Source organism: Streptomyces sp. NPDC057939 (assembly GCF_042887545.1).
Lineage (GTDB): Bacteria > Actinomycetota > Actinomycetes > Streptomycetales > Streptomycetaceae > Streptomyces.
Genome location: NZ_JBHVPG010000003.1, coordinates 172246 through 193498 on the forward strand (window position 1 = coordinate 172246; position 21253 = coordinate 193498).

Genomic DNA, 21253 nt, shown 5'->3' on the forward strand with positions numbered 1-21253 from the left:
TCACCTGGGGCGGTGATCAGGGCACCCTAGCGGCATTCATCATGTCCCCAACAACCGACCGAGGGCCCGGCCGAAGCAGCAGCACCCCTCGCCGCGACGAGCGGGTCGACGGGAGGGCCGATCCGTCCCGGCCGCCCGGTACGGGCAGGTCACCGGGTGTCCACACCAACGCGAGGTCGAGTCGTGTCCGCGAGGTGAGCATGGCATGAAGCCGTCCATGATTCGAGCCCCGAAGTCCGGTCCGTTCCGACGCGGCCCACTGGTCGGGGCCGCGTGCCTCGCGCCGGCGGCCGCAGCCGTGGGAACGCCGAGCGTTGCCGCACCCGCAGCGGACTTCGCCCCGTACACGTGCCCGGTCCGGCCCGGCCCGTTCCAACACTGCGACAGGGTCTACGCGAGCGAGGGAGAGACCGTGACCGTCAGGGTCGGGGATTCCGGAACGGTGACGCGGGCGACTTCCAGGCGGTCAACCGCCGGACGGGCGCGGTGCTCGGCACCGTCCAGGACGTGACGCCGTCGTCGGGCACGGTCACCCTCTGGCGGAACGACACGGGCAGCATGGTCATCGTGGAACTGAACGTCACCTCCGACGACACCGGCCGGATCGACGGACACCTGACCGCCGGACCCTGACCGCTGGTCTCCGACCGCGCCACCGACACCGCCCACCACGTGGCCGTTTCCCCACGTTGGACCCTGGACACCGGACACGTCCAGGTCGGTTGCGATGCCGACGGGATTTGAACCCGCGGACAGATGGGAGCAGGTCCGCTCGGTCTCCGTCAGTCGCCGTGGGAGGGACCTCGCCCACGTCGATCGCAATGGGCCGCTCTGCCACGGCACTGCAACCTGCGGGAATGCGCGCACTCCCGCTGCGCCTCAGGATAGGGACACCGTCCGCTACGGACGAACCTTTATCCGGGCGGCGGTTGTTCACCGGTTCGAGCAACCTCAGGGGTCGGTCGGCCGCGATGGGAACCGGTGCAGGAGTCCGGGCCGGTAGCGGCACCCGATCCCGAATCCGATCCCTATTGCGACCGACGGTCCCGGTCCCGGTGCACATGCCGGCTCCGGCCCCGAACCCCGGGCGACTTCACGCCGTGGCGGGCTACTTGGATTCGACGCGTCCCACCGGGTCGGGTGCGACCGTCAGCGCATCGTGGGCGGTCTGCCAGGCGTTGTCCCCGGGGTGGAGCCGGGTGCGGAGGTAGGCCGCGGTGAGCTGGGCGAGGGCCGCGACTCGCTCGGGGTTCTCGTCGGTGGTCTCGGCGGTGTCGTATCCGGCGATCCCGCCGAGTCCGTGCTCCGCGTCGAACAGGGTGAGCAGGGTTTTGGGGGCCGGGGCGAGGGTGTAGGGATCGGCGTGCCAGTCCGGGCCCATGTCCGTGAAGTTCCGGGGGTCGTCCTTGTCGCCGGTGACGACCAGCGCGGGTGCGGTCATGGTGGAGAAGTCGACGGCCCCGATGATCGGCCACTGCTCGGCCATCGGTCCGTTGAAGACGTCGCCGCCCCTGCCGGGCGGGGCGAGCAGTACGCCCGCCTTGATGCGGGGCTCCAGGAGGTGCGCCAGGTGCCCGGTGTCGGGGTCGGTGAGTCCGGCGCCCAGCAGGAGGGCTGCGGTGAAGCCGCCGTACGAGTGTCCGGCGATGGCGACCTTGGTGGGGTCGATCCGACCGCCGAGCTGCGGCACGGCGTTCTCGATCACCTCCAGCCGGTCGAGAACGTCGGTCATGTCCTGGGCGCGGGAGCGCCAGAAGTCGGGTGCTCCGGGGGCGTCCGCGACCAGGGCGGACAGCGTCCTGGAGGTGAGGTGGGTGGGCTGGACGACGACGAATCCGTGTGCCGCCCAGAAGTTGGCGAGCGGCGCGTAGCCATTGAGCGACGAGAGGTTGTTCGAGGGGCCGTGGCCGTGGGAGAGGAGGATGACGGGCAGGTCGGTGCCGGTCAGGGGTGCGGACACGCGCACCTGGAGATCCACGGGGCGTCCGGGCACGGACAGCACCACGGGGCTGAGTGACAGGACCGGGTTGGGTGCGCCCAGGACGCCGGCGATGGTCGTGGACATGGACATGGACGTGGACATGGACATGGACGTGGACATGGACGTGGACGTGGACGTGGACGTGCTCATGGTGTGGGTTCCCTTTCGGTGGCGCCCGTCGCCCGCCGGTGTCCTGCCGTCGGCGGGGGAAGAGGGCGGTCAGGGGTGTCCCGTTTTCGGCTAAACTGAAACGGAACGACGCTCCATTTAGTATCCGGAGCGACGCTCCGCTTTGTCAACCGGTTTCGAAGGAGAACGTGATGGCCGCCGAGGATCCAGCAGCGGATGCGCCTGCCCGAAGCAAGCGGGCCGACGCCCAGCGCAACCGGGAGACGGTGCTCACCGCCGCGGCCGAGGTGTTCGTCGCCGCCGGCGTCGACGCTCCGATCCGCCGGATCGCGGCCGAGGCGGGCGTCGGGATGGCCACCATCTACCGCCACTTCCCGACCCGGGCGGACCTCGTCACCGCCGTGTACCAGCACCAGATCGAGGCGTGCGCCGAAGCCGGCCCGAAGCTCCTGGCCGACGCCGATTCCCCGCTCGACGCACTGCGCCGATGGATCGACGTGTTCGTCGACTTCCTGGTCACCAAGCACGGTCTCGCCGACGCCCTGCAATCCGACAGCGACCGCTTCGCCGCGCTGCACGCCTACTTCCTCGACCGTCTGCTGCCCGTCTGCGCGCAACTGCTCGACGCCGCCGTCGAGGCCGGCGACATCAGGCCCGGCACTCAGCCCTACGAGCTGATGCGCGGCATCGGCAACCTCTGCATCGGCCGCGACAACGACCCCCGCTACGACCCCCGCCGCCTGATCGCCCTCCTCCTCCAGGGCCTCCAGCACCCCCGGGCGACCTGATTCCGACGGGCCGCATCACGCCCGCGCGCACCGCCAGGCGTCACGTTCCTGCCGGCAGGCCGTAGGACCTTCCACCGGTCGAGCGGCGCTCCGCGACCCGGCTGACGGCCCCCGGGAGGCTTCCGGCCGGCCGCAGGACAACTCGGATCCCGGCGGCCGGCGACCTGCGGGCCGCGCGGAAGGCCCTGCCGCCGGACGGCACGTTCGGGGTCAGAGTTCGGTCGTCCAGATCCCGACAGGGTGCTCACCCGGTGGCAGCCACAACTGGGGCTGCGACTCCTGATGCCTCGCCCCGGCCTGTTCCTCCCAGTGGAAGCGGTCGTCCACGTCGGGCCACCCGACCTGCAATACGGGAAAGGGAGGCCGCCGGTAGAACCCGATGGCCCGCCCGAAGAAGGTCCGGTACCAGCGGGGATCAACCTGCCTCAGCCCGACTTGACGACCGTCGACAACGTCGGAATGCCTCTGACCGTCAGTCAGTACGGTGCCTGCGGCGGACATCGCTCCGAGCCTGTTGAGCATGCGGTGCATGGCGTGGACATCGAGTCCGAACATGGCGAGTTCAGGTCCGCCGTGAGTGTGCGCAAGGCCGATCGTGTAAGCGAAACCGGGACCGATCTCGTCCTCGGGAACCATTGCGACGTGCCATCCGTGCCGCCCCACGTTCTCGATGATCCTCAGATCCGCGCCGTCCGCTGCGTCCCGGTCACCGTAGTCATGACAGAGGACACAGCGACACCGGAAGGGATCATCAGTCATGTGCGAAGGCTACGAGGTGAGCGTCCGAGCGCGTCAGCCGGGCAACCGCTCTCCCCGACGGACACCTCACTCGTCGGAGTCAAAGTCGGCGCCCGGCCCGCGACCGCCGGTACCACCGGCCGGGCGGGTGGCGCGGACCCTCCGGGCAGTCTCCGCAGTACAGCGCGGAAACGATTTCCCTCCACGGGCACCAGACGAAGGCGACCGACGGCCCGGCCGGTCCCGGGGAGGTCACTCGGACGGTCGGTATCCCCGGGCAGGCGGAACGGCTTGAGTGGCCCCGTTCCGCCCGTACCCCTACACCCCTCCACACTTCCCCAGGGAGATCTCCGTGTCCTACCGAATGAGTCTGCGCAGCGCGGTCGTCGGAGCCTGCACCGCGGCGCTGCTCGCAGCCTCCGGCCTGCTGACCCTGCCCGCGCAGGCAGAGGCACACCAGGCCCCGCACGCCGCCGCCGCCGCTGCGGCTGCTCGGGCAACGCGTGCGGAGCTGGCCGTCGGCGAGTTCTGGCAGGCGTACCGGGACGCGACCAACGGGGAGCACAGCGAGGGCAAGGACACCTTCGCCGTGCGGAAGGAGTACCTCACCACCGAACTCGACGAGGCACTCACGGACTGGGGGTACAAGAACCAGACCGATCCGGTCTTCCGCAGCAAGACGCTCCCCACCTTCGCCAAGATCGTGACAGCCGGGGAGAGCGCGGGCCACGAGAAGGTCGTCGTCACCCAGTCCCTGGAGGACGGCACCACCCAGGACGTCTGGTACCAGGTGAACCTCGAAACGATGATCATCGACGGCCTCACGGACCCGACCCCCGCAGCCTGACCCTCTGTCGGCGCCCCCGTGCGCGCCGGAGGACCACCACCGCGCCAACTCCCCACCTGGTCAACTCGCCACGCCACGCCCGCGGCGGCTCCCCGACACAACGCGCGCGGATCGCGCCGCGCCGGGCGCCGCCGGTTCCTGCCGGTTCCCCGTCCGGACCCACACTGGCCGCACTCCAAGAACCGTTAGGGTGTTCGATGTTCCTCGTGACCACGCAGGTCGTACGGAGCACACGCACCACACTCGGGGGAGACAAGTGAACAGGGTCAGCCCGCATCCCGGCATCCGCACGGCCGGGGGCGGAGCAGTGAGCGGCGTGTTCCACGCCGTCATGGGCGAGAGCAGCCCGCCGCCGGACGAACGTCCGGAGGACAAGGTCATCAGCGCGATGCGGATGGGGCGGACGGTGCTCGGCATCGTCGCCGCGATCTGGATCGTCGTGGCGTATCCGCTGAGCGACGGACGGGAGGAATTCGTCCTCGGCAAACTCGTCGAACTGGGCCTTTCCTGCGGCGTCCTGATGGCAGGAACGTTCGTCGGCATCGCGGCGTTCCTGATCGCCGGCACTCCGGATCGGCGCCGCGTCTTCGCCCGGCGGCTCTCGGGACCGGCTCTGAGCACGCTCTCCCTGGCCGTCGGCCCGGCCGTGATCTGGCTGTCCCTCGCAACCCTCAAAGGGGACCTCGTCGACGAGCCGGGCCTGGTGGCCTTCTTCTCCTCGATCTTCGGCCGCGGCATCATCTGCTCCCTGCTCAGCCTGCTCGTACTCGTGATCGGCGCGCTCCTCGCGGTCGTGCTGCTGGTCGCCTCGATCCTGTACACGATCGTCGCGGCGTACGTCTGCGTCAGCACCTGCTTTCGCGCCTCGTCCGTCCACCAACTGCTCCCCGCCCTGCTCTCGCCCCTGCTGGTGTGGGCGCTCTTCGCGTTCCAGCTCTTCACCGGCCCGGACGTGGCCGCGCCGCCGGAGGTGCTCTACACCTTCCTCCTCGGCGGGCCCCTGACGGTGACCGCCCTGTCCGTGTGGGAGGTCCGCCGCCTACGCGCCCGCCACGGCATCACCCTGCGAACCGCCCTCGGCCGCTGACGGGCCCGACGGCCCCGACGTCCGCGATGGCGGCAGCACTGCGGCCGGCGGCCAGCCCGGCTGGGATTCCGCTGCCTCCACCGCTCCCCGAGGAGGAGCGCCGCGTACGAGGGGAGGAACGGCTGGAGCGCCTCCGGACGATTGGAACCACCTCCGCGTGCTCGCCAGCCACTGGCGCTCCGCACCCGGGCATCAGGGAACCCGCTGGTGCGAACTAGATTTCCGCGACGCCGAACATCAGCGCCGGTACGACCGGCAGCTGTCCTACCGCGGTCCGGAGAGCCGCGTCGTTCGACCACCGGGCAGGGACCTCTGTGGCGCGAGCAGCCCTGACTCGGGTTGCCCGGGAACCGGATCCGTCGCGGCCGATCGGCCCGTGCTCCGCATTCCCGCGCGTCCCCGCCAGCCGAAAGGCGACGGGCCCACGGTACGTAGGGTTGGTGGGCCCGTACCGTCACGCGCCGTTGAACGGACGTCGGCCGATGCTCCGGTGGAGTTTGAGGGTGGCGTTCATTTCGTGCACCTGCCTGGTCACGCGGCTGTTCTCGTCGTTGCCGAGGGTGTAGCCGGCCAGCCCGTCCAGGGAGACCGACCGGCCGCCCTTCAGCTTGAGTACCGGCATGGCGGAGGTCATGAGGGTGCCGCCTCGGAGCTCACAGGTGACTTCCTCCACGACGGCCCACGGAATCCGCTCCGCGGAGAAGACCCCCAGGTACCTGATTCCTGAGGGGTCGACCCATGCCGCGCACAGCGCCCCTCTGACGGACATCCACAGACCGCCGACCAGGCTCGCGGTGATGGTGAAGGGTGCCTGAGTCCAAGGGGTTTCGGAGGCCGTGGCGTAACCGACGAGGAGAAGGAGAAGCCCACTTCCGCACACGAGGATGTTCCAAGGACTACGGAACGTCACCTTGCCGTTCAACTCTGGATCCCTTCGGAGTTCGGATGGCTCGATGGCTCTTCGGGCACTTTCAACCTCCGCCCGAGAGGTGGTTCGCCGCTCGCTGCGCGCGTCGCCCAATACGCCCGCCACCCGCTACGCGCGTCACCCATCGGATCGAGGCGGCGCCGGCGGGGCGGACGTTTCGCGCTCCGGCAAGTCACTGGTCCGCGGGTCGACGACCGCGCGCGGTGACCAGCCCGAGTTCCCGTTCCGTCAGCGGCGGTCCGCTCAGCGGCGGGTGGAGCGGGCCGCGCGCGGCGCCGAGCAGAACACGGGGCTTCACCAGCGTCGTCAACGGGGCTTGGAGCGAGGTCACGTCGGTGAAGTCGCGCACCATCGTGAAGTTGCCGCAGCTCGTCTTCAGCAGGCGGTTCACGTACCTGGCCAGGATCCTGTCCTTGCGGCTCGGGGCACCGCCCTGGACCTGCGGATAGAAGACGTCCTGACCGAGCGCCAGGTCCCAGGCCGCGGCGACGGGCTTGGCCACCGCCTTCTGTATGCGCCGGGAGAGGTGGGGCGTGGCCACGTCGTTGGTCGACATCACGTTCCGGAGCACGAGCGCCGACTGCGCGCCCACGGACATGCCGTGCCCGTAGGCGGGGTTGAACGCGGCGAGGGCGTCGCCCATCACGACGAACCGCTCCGGCCAGTTCTTGACGTGCTCGAAGTACCGGCGCGTGTTGCGGGTGCTCCGGTTGAGCGCCACGTCGGTCAGGGGATCGAGATGGGAGATGATCTCGCCGACGATCGGGTGCCGGAGGCCACGGGTGAACGGCTCGAAGTCCTCGGCCAGCCCCGTGGGCTCGCCTCCTCTGGTGCCCAGCGCCGTGACCAGCCATTTGTTGCCTTCGATCGGCAGAATGCTGGCTCCCTGCCCGGGTCGCGCGAGCCGCGGATCGGACTGGACGCTGACGATGGGGAAGGCGCCGGCTCCTTCGGGCGCACGGAATACGCGGGTCGCGTACACCAGGCCGAGGTCCAGGGATCGCTCGGGGGCGGACCCCACCCCCAGCTCCTGGAGGTGCTGGGGGGTGCGTGAGCCCCGCCCGCTCGCGTCTATGACGAAGTCGGCCTCCAGTTCCTCCTCGCGCCCGTCCTCCCCGCGCACGCGTACCCCGGTGACCCTGCCGGCGCTGCCGGTCAGGCCTTCGACGCGGGTCCGCTGACGTAACTTCACTCCCCCGGCTTCCAGCACCAGGTCGCGTACGACGGAGTCCAGGAGGTCCCGACTGCAGGCGAGGATGAAGTGGGTCTCGGAGTTCCAGCGCCGGAACCACCCCTCGCTGCTGAATCCGACCATGCCGGTGGGTATCGGTATTCGATTCGCGCCTGCTGCCAGCCAACGGTCGGTCACCCCGGGAAGGAGCGTTTCTGCGGCGAGCACCCCGCCGCTCCAGAAGGTATGGGCGTGCCGGGCCTGCGGGAGCCCCTTCCTGGGGAGCGGGCCGTCGGGCAGCTCGTCGTTCTCGACGATCAGCACTTCATCGGCCACTTCGCGCAGCGCGGCCGCCGCCAGCATCCCTGTGATGCCTGCGCCGATGACGATGGCCCGCCGCTGTGTCGATGTGGTGCGGGTGTTGCCGGGGTTGGTCATGTGACAGCTCTCTGGTGGGCCGCCGCGGGGGCGGGCTGCGTCAGCATCATTGGGCCGAGACCCGCTCGGGCCGAACCCGCTCGGGGCGGACACGGCCGAGCGGACACGGCGGGGCGAATAAGGAGGTTCCGGGTGGGGTGGGCGGATCAGTCGCCATCGACGCCCACGGTCCGTGCCGACCGACGGTCCGGGTGAAGTCCACCCGGTCGACCGGTGGGCCGGTCGGGCCGATCAAGCCGGTCGGGCCGCCGGTCAGGCCGGCAGTGGAACCTCCGGAGGGTGCGCTCGTCCCGGACCGTCAACACGCGGATGGCGTCGGAGAGCATGACGAGCCCGTCGTCATCGCCCGCAAGCACGCTCTCGACGTTGCTGCCGGCCTGGCCGTGAACGGAGCGGGGCAGCGTGGCCAACGCGGTGAGCACCGTGGAGACGTGCCGATCCGACTCCGGTCTGAGCGACTCCGGTTTGAACGGGTCTGCTTCGAACGGGTCCGGTTCGAGCGGGTCCGGTTCGAGCACATCAGGCATCGAGGCGGGCTCCTGCGCGCGGGGGCCCGTGTCCCGGTGGTCGAGGGTGGCGCCGAGGAGCCTGAGGCCGTCACGGATGAGGATGGTCCTGCGCAGGTGCCTGATGCTGAGCGGGGACCACCAGGGAATGCCCACCGCTCCGTACGGTGTCACGGCCCGCATGGTCAGCCACAGGGGCCGGAGTCGTCGGTACTGGGACCATCGGTGCCACCGACCGGTCAGGCTTTGGCCGACGGACGGCAGGAGGAGCCCGATGGCCTGGGTGAGCGTGGCCAGGGAGGCCGCCGTCGGGGCGACGGTCGTACTGATGGTGTCCCAGTCGTGCCCGGTCCACCGGGCGGTGACGGCGAGCAGTTTGCAGGCGTCCCAGATCAGGCTCAGGAACGAGCCGGCCACGATGACCACCAACCCGATGCGCAGCAGGCCCGGGACCTCGCGTGACCAGCGCCAGCACAGGACCGCCAGCGTCACTGTCGACAGCGCGTGCCCGGCGATGTACAGGACGATCATTTCCCGGATGTACGGGGTTTTGGCGTAGTGGGTGTCGAAGTCGAGGAGGCGCTCCTCGGGGGTCTCGCCGAGCGCGAACAGTGTGAACAGGGCGGCGATGACGGCCGCGTAGACGCCGAAGCACCATCGAGTGGCTGCGCGCTGTTGCTGCTCGGGTCCCCCGCGCCACGTGATCATCAGGTTGACGAGGGCCGCGCTCAGGGCGGTGACGAGGCCGTAGACGACCGGGGCCGAGAAGTTGGCCGTGCCGGTGAGCTCGTTCACCCAGGAGATCGTCGGTGGCGCGGCGAAGAAGAAGACGGCCGAGGCCAGCGGCAGGAGCAATGACACGGCGCGAACGAACGGGTCCCGCCGGTGTTCGAGCAGTCCGGGCATCCTCAGCGCGAAGGCGAAGGCCAGGAGCGCGGCAAGGACGTAGTAGTACAGGTTGGTCATGACGTGTCCCCCTCGACTCGTACGCTGCGCGGCGGAGCCGGATCGATGGGGAGGTCGATGCCGGCGCGCGGTCCCGCGTGAGTGGCGCAGCGTGTTGAGGCAGTTCGATCGACTGCGACGGTGTGGATGGTGGGTGGGCGCGGAACGAGCAGGGTCCTCACGCGGGTTCTCGCCTCGCGCTCGGCCGGGCGGCAGCCGGGATCGTGGACAGCGACCGCGAAACCCGTAAGAGGTCGCGTCGCTCGCCGAAGCCCTCCTGAGGGGCTTTCGAGGTGCTGATCACGTGGCGCTCGACTCCACGGGTGAGCTCGTCGGCGACCGAGCGGTCCCTCAGGGCGAGGTCGAAGTAGGGGTTCAAGGCGATCGGTCCGTCATGGATGACCCGCCAGTTGATGATCAGGACGATGCCGGAGCCGGTGCACGCCATGAGGGTGGAGTAGAAGAGCGGGGCCGCGAAGTTGGGTGTGTCCGTGAGGTCGTCGACCTTCACGAGCATCGGGATCGACCCGAGGAGGAACAGGCAGGTCGCGGTGACCAGGTACGCCATGACGGCCTGGAGCATGGGGTCGCGTGGATTCCTGATGAGGCTGGGAAGCCTGAGGAGGCTTGCCGGGCGGCCCAGGGCCGCGGGTACGTGGAAGCTCGGATCGGACAAGGTCAGCCCCGTAAGCTTCGTGAGCCGAGATCGGCCGCTGTTCGACCGGGTGTGGTGCCCCGATCCACGGCCTCCGCACCGACGTCCGCCAGGAGGTGGTGGACCCTGTGCGCCGGCTCCAGCCCGTACCGCTCGGCTTCGGCCTCCTGTTTCCTGTGCCGCTTGGCGGCCGTACCGTCGGACTCCAGCAGCGCGGGGCTCCGGCGTCGGGCGGCCGACAGCCCCGACCGGACGAGGTCCTGCGGATCGGCGTCGTGCCGGAGCGGACGAGCCGCCACGGAGCCTTCCGTCACACGCATGTGACAGTGCCCCAGTTCGAGGTGGCACAGTTCGTGCCCAGTGATGATCGGCTGGTGCTCGGCGGCGGTGTTCTCCTCCACCAGGACGAGGTCCTGTTCCCCGAGGTTGGGCGCGAGCCCACTGACGGTGCCGGGAAGGAAGGAGATCGCACGGAACTCGATCTTCCGTCCCCGACGCTTCGCCAACGCCTCACAAAGCGCCAGGCAGAGCTCCGAGCTCGCTACGGGAGCCGATAAATGGTCGATCCCGCCCACCAGGGCATCGATCGAATGCCGCATGTCCCACCGTTGGCACATCTGTTTCCCCTGCCCCTGTTGCCCGGACGGCTGATCCGCGTAGTGCGTCACCGAACGCTTCCACCGGACCGCCGAAGTCCTGAACGCGTCGACCCGATGGAACCCGCCCCTCGGTGCCACCTCACGACGGGCCCCCCGCCGCACCCGCGTCCCCCTCCACGGGGTTCTCCGCCAGGTAGTCGTCCATCCACTCCAGCAGCCTCCGACGGCCCTTGTCAGGCATCAGGGCCGCGCGCAGGGCGATGCCGTCCACACCGTGCCGGGCGTAGATGCTCGGCGCACCGGGCGCGGAGGGAGGGTTCGCGGGCGTCCCCCGCTCGCTGTACTCCTGGAGGAGCGACTTCTCGATGGCGACCAGTGCGGTGGTGAGCGCGTCGATGTCCTCGGACTGGAGAAATCCCGCGGGCCTCCTGAAGAATTTTTCGAGCATGGCGCAGTGCTGCATGGTCGGGCGACGGTCTCCAGCGAACAGGGCCTGGATCTGCTGCCGGGAGAATCCGCTCCGCGCGGCGATCTCCCCGTGGGAGTACTTGCGTCCCGTCTCGTGGAGGTGCGTTTCGTGGAGCAGGCGGAGCCTCTGCTTGAAGCGCTCCTGAAGATCGGGTTCGCCCGCCTGTCGGCCGCCCAGGAGGGCTCGGACCACGTCCACGGGCACGCCCGAGGCCAGGTTCAGCCTCGGCGGATCGAGGACCTCCTCGCGGTCGCGGCCCAGTTTCACGCCCAGGGCCACGACCCGGTCGGCGGTCGCGGCCAACTGCGCGGCGGCTGCCGTTGGTGTGGAGGCGGTCTCCGTCACGGATCGATCTCCCGGGATTGGGCGGATGCGCGCCCGCGGCGCTGCCCCGAGGGCAGGCAGCCCGGGGACGTACGCCGAAGAGCCTGCCACAACCGTGGCAGCAAATCCATGATCCTGGATCCAACCTGCCACCCATGACGACAGGTTGACGCTCCGACCGGCGGAAACACCCAGGGGGCGGCCGGGTGCCCGGGCGCCGTCCCGGACAGGCGTGCCGCGTCGGTGGAGCAGGCCTCGGGACTCCCCGATCGCGACCATGGCGGCGACGATCGGTCCCATGGCCCACGGCGGGAGGGGCGGGTCCATCATGAACCGGGCGATGTCCTCGGACAGGACGCGGGGCAGGCCGCCGGAATCGCCGTGGACGTCCTCAGCCATCGCCGTGCACGTCCCCGGTCAACGCCACGGACGTCCCCGGTCAACGCCGTGGACGTCCTCGGTCGACGGGCAGTCCCCCTGCTCGTCGGCGCTCCAGAGGTTCCGCCGGCGCGACCGTCGCGTTCCGGCCGGTGAGTGCGGCGGCGACGCGGGCACCCGGGTCAGGGTCAGGGTCGAGCATGGCCCGGCCCCACCGGCGCAGCAGCCGACCCGGCGGGCGTCGAGCGGCTGTCCGGTATGACTCGCTCCGGTTCCTGCCCTTCGGTCCCTGGACGAACGCGCAGGTCAGAGCGCCGGCGGCGAGACGACAGGGACTGAAGGGACCGAATCAGGCAACGGTTTCGCCGGCTGCGAGTCCTCGCTGGGAGCGCGGCGTCTTGAGGCCGACCTTGCGGGGCTCGATGGTGCGCGGGTCGACTGCCTCGCCGGGGGCGCCTTCCTTGTAGAGGCCGTTGGGCTCGGCGTCCCGATCGTGCGGGAGGAGGTAGAAGACCCGGCGCTTTTGCAGGCCGCTGTCGGGGTCGGCCTCCGCCGTGTCGCCGAGTTCGGTGAAGCCGATCATGCGGCCGTCCCGGTAGTAGCGGGGCTTGCCCCGTCGGCGGGGCGTCTTGTCGAGGGCCTGGCGCACGTAGTCGAGCCCGTCGGGGTCCTCCAGCCACACCACTTTGTTCTCGTGGGCGAGATCGCTCGGTTCGAGTAGCGAGCTCATGGCTTTCGTCCCTCCTCGGTCTTGCGTCCCTGTCCGGCGGGGCAGGCGGCCCTGTGCGCGGCAGGTAGCCGTGTACCGGCTATGGGGTGCCGGGCTTGGGTCATGGTTTCTTCCGTCCATCGTAGGGGGCTGGGATTGCTGCGGACAGTACGCCGGGGTCGGTTCACGCGCGGACTGCTCCGGTCGCCTCGCCCGGTGGGCTCTCCTCGGTGAGGAGGGCGAGCCCGGGATAGAACTTCTGACCGTTGGACCGCAGCATCTCGCTCGGTGAGGAGATGCCCGCCTCGGCGCGGATGCGGGTGGCGAACGCGCGGGTCGTGGCGGGGCGCAGCCCCTCGCCCTCCTGGCACCAGATGCTGTACGCGCGGTAGAGGGCGCCCTGCTCGACGCGGAGGTCGCGGGGCTCGTCGAGGTCGGCGGTCGTGGTGCAGCATTCGCCCAGGAAGCGGCCGATGTGGTCCTCGGTGGTGGCGTACGCCTGGGTGGCGGTGCGCACGACGGTGGGTCCGCCCAGGGACGGTTTGGTCGCCAGGTAGGCCATGGCGCCGTGGACCATCCATTGGAGGATGCCGGGGCCCTCGTCCGCGACGAGTTCCTCGGCGAGGTTGTCGATCTTGCGGTGGTCGGGGACGACCCGGTCGAAGGGGATGAGGCGGATTCGGCGCCAGAAGGCGTGGCCGCCGGTGCCGACCTCGGGCCGATGGTTGCCGAGGAGCCACAGCTTGTGGGTGGGTTCGAAGCTGAAGAAGTCCTGGCGCATCCGTCGTGCTTTGAGTCGGTCGCCGCCGGTCAGGAGCTTGACGCGGGCCTCGTCGAACTTGTCGTGCGGCTTGAGCTCGCTGCACACGAACAGCCGGCGGCCGTGCAGTTCGGTGAGTTCGGTGCTGTGCTCGTTGAACTTGCCGCGTTCCATGAGGAAGCCGGGCGGGGCGACGTCGGCGTAGTCCCCGAGGATCTTGATGACCACGTCCATGAGGGCGGACTTGCCGTTGGCGCCGATGCCGTAGAGGAAGGGCAGGACCTGGCCGCCGACGTCACCGGTGATGGAGTAGCCGAGGAGCAGGTGCAGGAAGTTGATCATCTCCCTGCCCTTGTCGTCGCTGCCGAACGTCTCGGTGAGGAAGCGTTCGAAGCGGGGCGTGGGCATGGCTTCGGGGGCCACGTAGGTGGCGCGGGAGTGCAGGTCCCGCCGGGGGTCGGGCTTGCGGAGGTCTCCGGTGCGCAGGTCCACGACGCCGGCGGGGGTGCACAGGGCGTACTTGTCGCCGTCGAGGGTGTCGGGGTCCAGGGCGAGCCCGGGCGAGGCCTTCGCCTGGGCGAGCATGGCCTTGACGCCCGACGTGGACATCGCCCGCTTGCGGTGCTGGTTGAGCTCCCGATCGGTGAAGACGCCGCGCGGGTCGTGCACCGGCATGTCCTCGGCCATGTCCCCGGCGGCCCAGATGGCGGCCTTCTCACCGCCGGTGCGCTTCCACCGGTATTCGTCCCAGACGTACCAGCCGAGTCCCTCGACATGACGGAAGCGGTGGTTGTGCAGGTGGGCGAAGAGCTTGGCGTTGCCGCGATCGGTGAGGTTGCCCAGCAGCCCGGACTGGACGAAGTCTCCCGGCCGGAATCCGTCGACGACCGCACCCTGTTGAGCCGGCAGCTGCGGGGTCGCCGAAGAGGCGGCTTCGGCGTTGAAGACCGCGAGCTGCTCGGCCGCGGCCTGCGCGTCGAACCCGGTGCTGCCTGCGCTGCTCATGAACGTCCCCTGGGGTGGATCGGGCGGTTGCCGCCGGCGCGGAGTGCGGAGTCGATGACGAGCTGGTTCCTGCGGCTCTGGCGGGGGCGCGCGGCATCCGCGGCTTCGGTCAGCAGGCCGGCGCATTCGGCCTGGGTGATGTATCCGGCTGCGGCCAGACCTCCTGCGGTGAAGGCCGCCCGGTTGAGTTTTTCGGCGAACGCCGTCCCGGAGGGGGTGGTCGCACAATCACGTACCTCGTCGAGGAGGGGCCTGAGGATCCGGTGGGCGTCCGCACCGTCCGACCGCGTGCGGCGGGCAGGCGTCGGCGCGGCAGCGGGGCTTGTCGCGGAGGCGCCGGTGTGACCTGTGCGGATGAGTTCGGCGCTCAGCCACAGGGGCAGGGCGGCGGGAGTTCGGGCACCGGGCAGTGTCCGGTAGGTCCCCGAGGCGGTTCGGGTTCCGGGCGCGACGACGTATCCGCCGGTGGCCCGGACGTCGACCTGCCAGGCGAGCGCGACACGGGGGCTGGAACCGCTGGAGGAGCGGTAGCGGGGAGCGCCGTACGGCACCCGGTACCAGACGTGCAGTCCGCCCGACGGCGTCCGTACGCGCAGGGTCTCGGCGTCGTCCGCCGGATTCGGCTGCGAGCGGTAGGCCGCGAGGAGCGCCAGGGTGTCGAACCCGGAGGCGAGGCCCGACAGGTCGACACGATCGTCCACCCGGATCCCGGGAAGCAGCCGTTGCCGGTCCGGCAGGACGGGCGAGTGGGCGTCGATGTCGATGACGAGGAGCCCGGCCGGTCCGCAGGAGACCGCGACGCCGAACTCCGGCTCCTGACGCCACCACTGCGCGATCACCTCCTCGTCGGTGGTGGCCGCGTGGAAGCCGTGGCACCAGAGGCCTCGCGCGCGACAGGGGCAGGACTGCGGCTCGTGCGACGGCGCGGGAGGACGGCAGGAGGGGCAGTTCGCCGGGGGCGTCTTCGTCCCGGGCGTCAGCGGATGTACGGGGTAGCCCTGTGCCGCGAACCAACGCGCCACTCCCTGATGCCGATCGGGCACAGCGGGGGCGGCTTGGATCTGGTCGTCGGACTGGGCTGGCACGTTCTGCTTCCTCGACAGGTTGCCTGGGCGTTCTCGGTCCTGGCGTACGGCCCCTGCCCTGCACACAGGGACTGAAGGGACCGAAGTTCCAGTATTGCGGAGCCTAGCGCAGCCCATGACACGAACTCCGCAGCTCACTGGACCGTAGTTACTTTTCAGTCCCTTGAGTCCCTTCAGGCCATGGCCAAGTAAGCACTCTGCCGAGAATCTGACGTTTTGTCCGTTTGGTGCAGCCCGGGCGTGGCGCCCCGACCGGGTCCTCGGTCCCTGTCCGCTCCCAGCCCCTCCGGGGCCCCTCGGTCACGGTCCCTCGGACCCTCGGGGGACCGGGCACTCCCCGGCTGTCCGGAGGCCCCCCTTCCCCGCACCCCGAACCAGGGGCTGGACCCTCTCTCGGACCCTTTCGGTCCCTGGACCCTTCAGTCACTACAAAACCTGCTGGTCAGGGCCGTTCTTGGCTCGCGACAGGGACCGAAGGGACCGAATTTCCTAGTTATGACGCAACCAGAGCACATGCTTCATACGCGCTCGCACATACATACGCGCACACGAAGGCCGGAAGAGGTGAAATTGAGTCCCTTCAGTCCCTGGATCCGAACCGACAAGGCTTTGACCTGCAGTTTTACGGAGGGACTGAAATCAGGGCCGGACCGAGGGACTGAACCGACATCAGACCCTGGGTCCAGCTGGGCACCTGAGGACGGCAGATTCCTTCAGTCCCTCCAGGGACGGAGAGCACTGACGGGAGGACCCAAGGGACCGAAGACGGCACGGGTCCTCGCGAGGTGCTGTCGATTACCTCCGGGGTCATCGCACCACCCGACCGCCCCGGCTAGGTTCGAGGCCGTCCCACTCCCCTTGGCACGAAGGAGCCCGACGATGTCCGCCTACGGCTTTGCTCATCTTCGCGCCCGCCGACACCACCCCGACGTCATCGAGTACCTGGAGCGCATCCAGGAGACCCTCGACCCCTTCGCCGGCCGTTTCGTCATTCACGGTCCGCCCGCCGAGGTCGTGGAGGGGACGTGGCCCGGGAGCATGGTGCTGATCGAATTCCCGGGACTGACCGAAGCACGTGCCTGGTACGAGTCCCCGGCCTACCGGGCCATCCTGCGCCTGCGCGCCGACCACATCGAGGGCGACCTGCTGTTGATCGAGGGCGTCGGACCGGGCTACGACCCCGCCGAGCGAGCCCTCAAGCTGCGTACCGAAGCCGAGCGGGCCGCCCCGACGACCGAGTGATCCGGTGCTCAGTGCTCATCCGCGACGCGCCGTACTCCCGCCCCGACCCGGTGAAGGCCTACCGCTCCCGGTGCACGGGCCCGGCCTGGCCGGTTCAAGCCGGGCGGTGGGGCCCCAGGTCGAGGAGGACCGCCGCCAGTTGCTCTGCCGTGAGCGCCGGCGCCGGCAGGTCCGACGGGGGGCGGGTCCCGGCGCGCAGGCCGTCCAGGAACAGGGCCAGCTGCCGACGCCAGGCGTGCGGCGGTCCCACGGCCGCCAGGGCAGGGACCGAGCGGCCCAGCGTGGCCAGGTTCAGGAGCATGTCCTCGACCGTGACGTCGGGACGCATCGCTCCGTCACGCTGAGCGCGGCCCACGAGCAGGGCGATCGTCTCGTAGTTGTGGACGTGGACGGCGTCGAGGGAGGTCACGCCCTCGATCGGGGTCGTCATCAGGTCGTTGACCCCCCGGTCCGCCGCCAGCACGGTGAAGACCGCTTCCAGGTAGCCGGCCAGCCCCGCCCACGCATCGGCCGCGCCCCGAGCCTCCTCGCCCGCGTCGACGGTGCCTTGGAGCGCGTCCCGGAACACCGCGTCGATCAGGGCGGCCCGAGTGGGGAAGTGCCGGTACAGGGTGGCGTTTCCGACGCCGGCCCGGCGGGCGATCTCGTCGAGGCGGGCGTCCAGGCCCTGGGCGGCGAAGGCCTTGCGCGCGGCCGCCAGCAACAACTCGCGGTTGCGCAGCGCGTCACGCCGTACCGGCGCCGGCCGCTCCCTGCCCGGGGTCACTGTCCACTCCTCGCGTCGTCGGTGCCCACGCGGGCGCCCCGGCAGCGGGGATCGTGGTCCGGTACGGATGCTATCCGCATCGGGGGCGACGTCACGCGGGGAGCCGGCGCGACCACCGCACCGGCAGGCCCACGACGCCGCTGAGCATGGCGCTGCGGCGGTGCGGGAGGGAGTCCGGGCCGGCGGCGGGGGCGAGGTCCGGCAGCCGCCGCAGCAGGGTCTCCACGGCGATCCGCCCCTCGACGCGGGCGAGCGGCGCACCCAGGCAGTGGTGGATGCCGTGGCCGAACGCGAGGTGTCCTCGGGGAGCGCGACGGATGTCGAAGCGGTCGGGGTCGGCGAAGTGCTCGGGATCCCGGGAGGCGGCTGCCAGGGAGAGCATGACGCTGTCGCCGGCCGGGATCCGGACCCCCGCGATCTCCAGGGGCTCCGCGGCGTACCGGAAGGCCGCCGTGGTGACGGGCCCGTCGTGGCGGAGCATCTCCTCGACGGCGCCGTCGAGGAGGCCGGGGTCCGCCCGCAGCGCGGCGAGCTGGTCGGGGTGGCGCAGCAGGTTCAGGACGCCGCCCGAAATGAGGTTGACCGTGGTCTCGTGCCCGGCGACCAGCAGCAGGAAGGCCATGCCGAGCAGTTCCTCGGCGCTCAGCCCGTCCGGCGCCGCGGAGGCCCCGACGAGGGCGCTCATCAGGTCCGGCCCGGGGGCACCTGCCTTGGCGGCGATCAGCGAGGCGAAGTAGGCGGCCATCTCCCCGGCGGCGGCGCCCGCCGCGGCGGGCGAGGACGGTGCGACGAGCTCGGTCGACCAGGTGTGGAAGAGATGCTGGTCCTCGACGGGGACTCCGAGCAGCTCGCAGATCACGGTGAGGGGCAGCGGCAGCGCGTAGTGGGCGACCAGGTCGACGGTCCCGGCCGCGGGGAGGGCGTCGATGAGGTCGTCGGCGATCCGCTGCACGCGCGGCCGCATGGCCTCGATCCGACCTGCGGTGAACTCGCGTGCGACCAGGGCGCGCAGGCGGGTGTGCCGGGGGGCGTCGGTCTGCAACATGTTCAGCCCGATGGCGTTGCCGCCGTCGCTCTTCCACGTCGCGGAGTGCCGTATGTCGTTGCTCAGCCGGGGGTCGGTGAGCGCGGCGCGCACCTCGGCGCGGCCGAGCACGAGCCAGACGTCGCCGCTGCCGGGGATGTGGACCCGATGCACGGGACCCTTCTCGCGCAGCGCGGCGTGGACGGGGTGCGGGTCGACGGCGAAGTCGATTTCGGTGACGTCGAGTTCACCGGGGATCGGAGCAGGCATGGCGTTCCTCTGGTTGTCGGTGGGTCAAGGCGGTCCGAGCCGGGTCAGGGCCGGGGGCAGAGCCGGGTCAAAGCCGGGTCAGGCGGGCGACGGGAGGTCGGCCCGGGCCCGGTCGCCGTCGGCCCGCACGAGCCGCTGTCGGGTGCCGCCGCGCTCCAGGCGGTGGAGCTTGTAGCCTCCGGGCTCACCGGCCTCGGCGGCGAGCTGCTTGACGACCCCCGCGCAGATGACCTCCTTGAGCTTCGCCCCGAGACGCCCCCCGACCTTGAGCCGGACCGCGGTGTCGAAGCGGTCCGCGAACTGGAGGACGCCGGCGCCCCGGCCCAGGCTGATGCACTGGGCACCGAAGGGCTGGTTGAGCACGGCCGGCGTTTCGCCCCCGATCAGGCTGAGGACGGTGTCGGCCGCCCGGGCCCCCATCGGCAACGCCGCCTGGCAGCTCATCCGCACCGGCAGGCCCGACGGCGCCGCCGAGTCACCGGCCGCGACGATACGGCCGTCGTCCACGCTGATCAGGGTCTCGTCGGTGAGCAAACGGCCCTCGGGGTCGGTGCTCAGCCCGCTGCGTACGGCCAGGTCCGGGACGGCGAAGCCCGCGGTCCACACGGTCAGCCCGCTCGGCACCTCGCGACCGTCGGCGAGCGTCACGGCCGTCCGGGTCACGGCCGTCACCCTCGTTCCGGGGCCGTCGAGCACGCTCACCCCGAGCTTCGAGAGCCGGCGGGCGACCGAACGCCGGCCCCGGGCGTGCAGGTACGGTCCGACTACCCCGCCGCAGACCAGCGTGACGGCGCGGCCCTCCTCGGCCAGTTCGGCGGCGGTCTCGATGCCGCTCGGGCCGGCGCCGACCACCGTCACCGCGGTCGCGGCCGGCGTGGCCGCCAGGACCTGCCGCAGCCCGGCCGCCTCCTCGAAGGTGGCGAGGGGGTGCGCGAACTCCGCGGCTCCGGGAACCGTCGGGTCGGCGCTGCCGCTGCCGACCGCGTGGATCAGGTAGTCGTACGTCAGTGTCCCGCCGCCCGCGAGGACGAGACCGCGGTCGTCGGCGTCGATCCGGGTGACGGTGTCCACGACCAGCCGTACGCGTTCGGCCAGCAGGCCCTCGTACGCGACGACCGCCGTGTCCGTCCCGCCGACCAGCTGGTGCAGTCGGATCCGGTGGACGAACGTGGGTCGGGGATTGACGAGGGTGACTTTCACGTCGCCGCGCAGGGTGAGGCGGTTGGCCGCCATGACGCCCGCGTAACCGCCACCGATCACCACGACGTCGGTGCTGCTGTTCATGTCCACACTCCGGTTCGAAGGATGCGGCCGAAGGGGCCGCACGGGTGGTTGCTCATCGAGTGGGCGAAGGCCCGTCGGGAGCGGGAAGCGTCCCGCTCCGTACGTGTCCGGTGCGTCAAGGGGTCCACACCGCGCGGACGGCCTCCGCGCAGGCCGCCGCCTGGGCACGGCCGGCCCGTGCGGCGGCCGGACGGCGGGTCTGGTCGAGCATGTTGCGGCCGAAGGACCTGCGGGCCCCGCGGTCGGGGGTGAGCACCGCCACCAGCGCCCCGTCAGCGGCGAGTTCGGCGCCCTGGGCGGTGGAGCTCGGGTGGGGGCCGACCGCTTCGGGGATCGGGGTGACGGCGACGACGCGGCGGGCTCCGCGGGCGAGGTGCACGTTGGCCGTCGAACGGCTGCCCCCGTCCATCCATCGGCGGCCGGCCACCGATACGGGCGGCCAGATCACCGGTACCGCGCAACTGGCCGCCACGGCATCGGGCAGAGCGACGCCCGAGGCGGAGTCGAACGTCGCCAGCTCGCCGGTGCGCGCGTCCACGGCGGTCAGCCGCAGGTCGGCGGCGGGCCAGTCGCGCACGCCGGCCAGGAGCACGGCGACCGCGTCGTGCACGGCCGACTCGGGGACGGTACGGGAGGCCAGCGCGGCCCGCCCGAGGCGCTGGGCGGAACGCCGGGGATCGCGCGAGCCGAGCGCGGCCCACAGGAAGCGGGCCGTCTGTCCCGGAGTGACGGTGACGTCGAGCACCGGGGCTCCGTCGAGTTCTTCGCGGTACATGTCCTCGGCCCGCACTCCCGAGGTGAGCCGCGCACCGATCACTGAGCCGGCGGAGGTCCCGATCGTCACGTCGGCGCCGGAGAGGTCGAGGCCCTCCTCCGCAAGCCCGGCCAGCATTCCGACCGTCCAGGCGAGTCCGACCGCTCCCCCACCACCGAGCACCAAAGCCGTGGTTGCCATGATCCCCCACCCCCGCACCGTAAACGGGGACTCATCCCCGTTTTGCTGACGGTCGGACAGTAGCACGGGAAACGGGGACTGGTCCCCGTTTCTTGCGACCGTCCAAATACCGGGAACTCGCGACCTGGCGAGGCGACGCACGCGGTACGACCCGACGGCTCCCACTCGCG

Annotated in this window: 21 protein-coding genes and 1 tRNA gene; 6 read left to right on the plus strand and 16 right to left on the minus strand. The window is 70.8% G+C overall.

Annotated elements, in window-relative coordinates; all coding sequences use genetic code 11:
* The first annotated feature begins 507 nt into the window (after positions 1-507).
* Positions 508-633: a hypothetical protein gene (locus ACFVS6_RS05120; protein WP_389700751.1), complete on the plus strand. Its 126-nt coding sequence runs from the start codon at positions 508-510 to the stop codon at positions 631-633.
* A 92-nt stretch (positions 634-725) separates the two neighbouring features.
* Here ACFVS6_RS05120 and ACFVS6_RS05125 read toward each other — a convergent pair.
* Positions 726-843 (minus strand) — tRNA-Gly (locus ACFVS6_RS05125).
* A gap of 265 nt (positions 844-1108) precedes the next feature.
* Positions 1109-2071 (minus strand): alpha/beta hydrolase family protein, encoded by a 963-nt coding sequence (locus ACFVS6_RS05130; protein WP_389700753.1) that lies wholly within the window; start codon positions 2069-2071, stop codon positions 1109-1111.
* Between ACFVS6_RS05130 and ACFVS6_RS05135 the strand changes: the two genes are divergently transcribed.
* Positions 2064-2225: a hypothetical protein gene (locus ACFVS6_RS05135; protein ID WP_389700754.1), complete on the plus strand. Its 162-nt coding sequence runs from the start codon at positions 2064-2066 to the stop codon at positions 2223-2225. The genes ACFVS6_RS05130 and ACFVS6_RS05135 overlap by 8 nt on opposite strands.
* Positions 2226-2301: 76 nt before the next feature.
* Positions 2302-2898, plus strand: coding sequence for a TetR/AcrR family transcriptional regulator (locus ACFVS6_RS05140; RefSeq protein ID WP_389700755.1), 597 nt, complete (start codon positions 2302-2304; stop codon positions 2896-2898).
* 210 nt (positions 2899-3108) lie between these two features.
* Here ACFVS6_RS05140 and ACFVS6_RS05145 read toward each other — a convergent pair whose 3' ends face one another.
* On the minus strand, positions 3109-3657 hold the full coding sequence (locus ACFVS6_RS05145) for a DUF4262 domain-containing protein (protein WP_389700756.1): 549 nt from the start codon (positions 3655-3657) through the stop codon (positions 3109-3111).
* Between the two features lie 331 nt (positions 3658-3988).
* On the opposite strand from ACFVS6_RS05145, the gene ACFVS6_RS05150 reads away from it, so the two are divergent.
* Positions 3989-4483: a hypothetical protein gene (locus tag ACFVS6_RS05150; protein WP_389700757.1), complete on the plus strand. Its 495-nt coding sequence runs from the start codon at positions 3989-3991 to the stop codon at positions 4481-4483.
* Between the two features lie 256 nt (positions 4484-4739).
* Complete coding sequence (locus ACFVS6_RS05155) at positions 4740-5570, plus strand: hypothetical protein (RefSeq protein WP_389700759.1); 831 nt, start codon at positions 4740-4742, stop codon at positions 5568-5570.
* 454 nt (positions 5571-6024) lie between these two features.
* Here ACFVS6_RS05155 and ACFVS6_RS05160 read toward each other — a convergent pair whose 3' ends face one another.
* From ACFVS6_RS05160 to ACFVS6_RS05200, 9 genes are all read right to left on the minus strand, one after another.
* Positions 6025-6492, minus strand: coding sequence for a hypothetical protein (locus ACFVS6_RS05160; protein ID WP_389700761.1), 468 nt, complete (start codon positions 6490-6492; stop codon positions 6025-6027).
* A 178-nt stretch (positions 6493-6670) separates the two neighbouring features.
* Complete coding sequence (locus tag ACFVS6_RS05165) at positions 6671-8107, minus strand: FAD-dependent oxidoreductase (RefSeq protein WP_389700763.1); 1437 nt, start codon at positions 8105-8107, stop codon at positions 6671-6673.
* Positions 8108-8253: 146 nt separating this feature from the next.
* The gene (locus ACFVS6_RS05170) at positions 8254-9579 is read right to left on the minus strand and encodes an MAB_1171c family putative transporter (RefSeq protein ID WP_389700764.1); all 1326 of its coding nucleotides are present in this window, start codon (positions 9577-9579) and stop codon (positions 8254-8256) included.
* Positions 9580-9736: 157 nt separating this feature from the next.
* Positions 9737-10141, minus strand: a complete 405-nt coding sequence (locus ACFVS6_RS05175; RefSeq protein WP_389700765.1) for a hypothetical protein — start codon at positions 10139-10141, stop codon at positions 9737-9739.
* A 95-nt stretch (positions 10142-10236) separates the two neighbouring features.
* Positions 10237-10812, minus strand: a complete 576-nt coding sequence (locus tag ACFVS6_RS05180) for a toxin-antitoxin system, toxin component (protein ID WP_389700767.1) — start codon at positions 10810-10812, stop codon at positions 10237-10239.
* 139 nt (positions 10813-10951) lie between these two features.
* Positions 10952-11626, minus strand: a complete 675-nt coding sequence (locus ACFVS6_RS05185; RefSeq protein WP_389700769.1) for a helix-turn-helix domain-containing protein — start codon at positions 11624-11626, stop codon at positions 10952-10954.
* A gap of 706 nt (positions 11627-12332) precedes the next feature.
* Positions 12333-12713: a DUF6009 family protein gene (locus ACFVS6_RS05190; protein WP_389700770.1), complete on the minus strand. Its 381-nt coding sequence runs from the start codon at positions 12711-12713 to the stop codon at positions 12333-12335.
* A gap of 163 nt (positions 12714-12876) precedes the next feature.
* A complete protein-coding gene (locus ACFVS6_RS05195) occupies positions 12877-14457 on the minus strand; it encodes a phage/plasmid primase, P4 family (RefSeq protein WP_389700772.1) in 1581 nt (526 codons plus the stop codon).
* Positions 14454-15479 carry a bifunctional DNA primase/polymerase gene (locus ACFVS6_RS05200; RefSeq protein ID WP_389701130.1) on the minus strand — a complete coding sequence of 342 codons (1026 nt, stop codon included), beginning with the start codon at positions 15477-15479 and terminating at the stop codon, positions 14454-14456. The genes ACFVS6_RS05195 and ACFVS6_RS05200 overlap by 4 nt, the downstream gene beginning before the upstream one ends.
* Positions 15480-16421: 942 nt before the next feature.
* On the opposite strand from ACFVS6_RS05200, the gene ACFVS6_RS05205 reads away from it, so the two are divergent.
* On the plus strand, positions 16422-16784 hold the full coding sequence (locus ACFVS6_RS05205; RefSeq protein ID WP_389700774.1) for a DUF1330 domain-containing protein: 363 nt from the start codon (positions 16422-16424) through the stop codon (positions 16782-16784).
* A 94-nt stretch (positions 16785-16878) separates the two neighbouring features.
* On the opposite strand, the gene ACFVS6_RS05210 is transcribed toward ACFVS6_RS05205, so the two are convergent.
* From ACFVS6_RS05210 to ACFVS6_RS05225, 4 genes are all read right to left on the minus strand, one after another.
* Positions 16879-17550 carry a TetR/AcrR family transcriptional regulator gene (locus tag ACFVS6_RS05210; RefSeq protein ID WP_389700775.1) on the minus strand — a complete coding sequence of 224 codons (672 nt, stop codon included), beginning with the start codon at positions 17548-17550 and terminating at the stop codon, positions 16879-16881.
* A gap of 91 nt (positions 17551-17641) precedes the next feature.
* A complete protein-coding gene (locus ACFVS6_RS05215; protein WP_389700777.1) occupies positions 17642-18844 on the minus strand; it encodes a cytochrome P450 in 1203 nt (400 codons plus the stop codon).
* Positions 18845-18922: 78 nt separating this feature from the next.
* Positions 18923-20128, minus strand: coding sequence for an NAD(P)/FAD-dependent oxidoreductase (locus tag ACFVS6_RS05220; protein ID WP_389700779.1), 1206 nt, complete (start codon positions 20126-20128; stop codon positions 18923-18925).
* A gap of 115 nt (positions 20129-20243) precedes the next feature.
* Positions 20244-21083, minus strand: a complete 840-nt coding sequence (locus tag ACFVS6_RS05225; RefSeq protein WP_389700781.1) for a patatin-like phospholipase family protein — start codon at positions 21081-21083, stop codon at positions 20244-20246.
* Between the last annotated feature and the right edge of the window lie 170 nt (positions 21084-21253).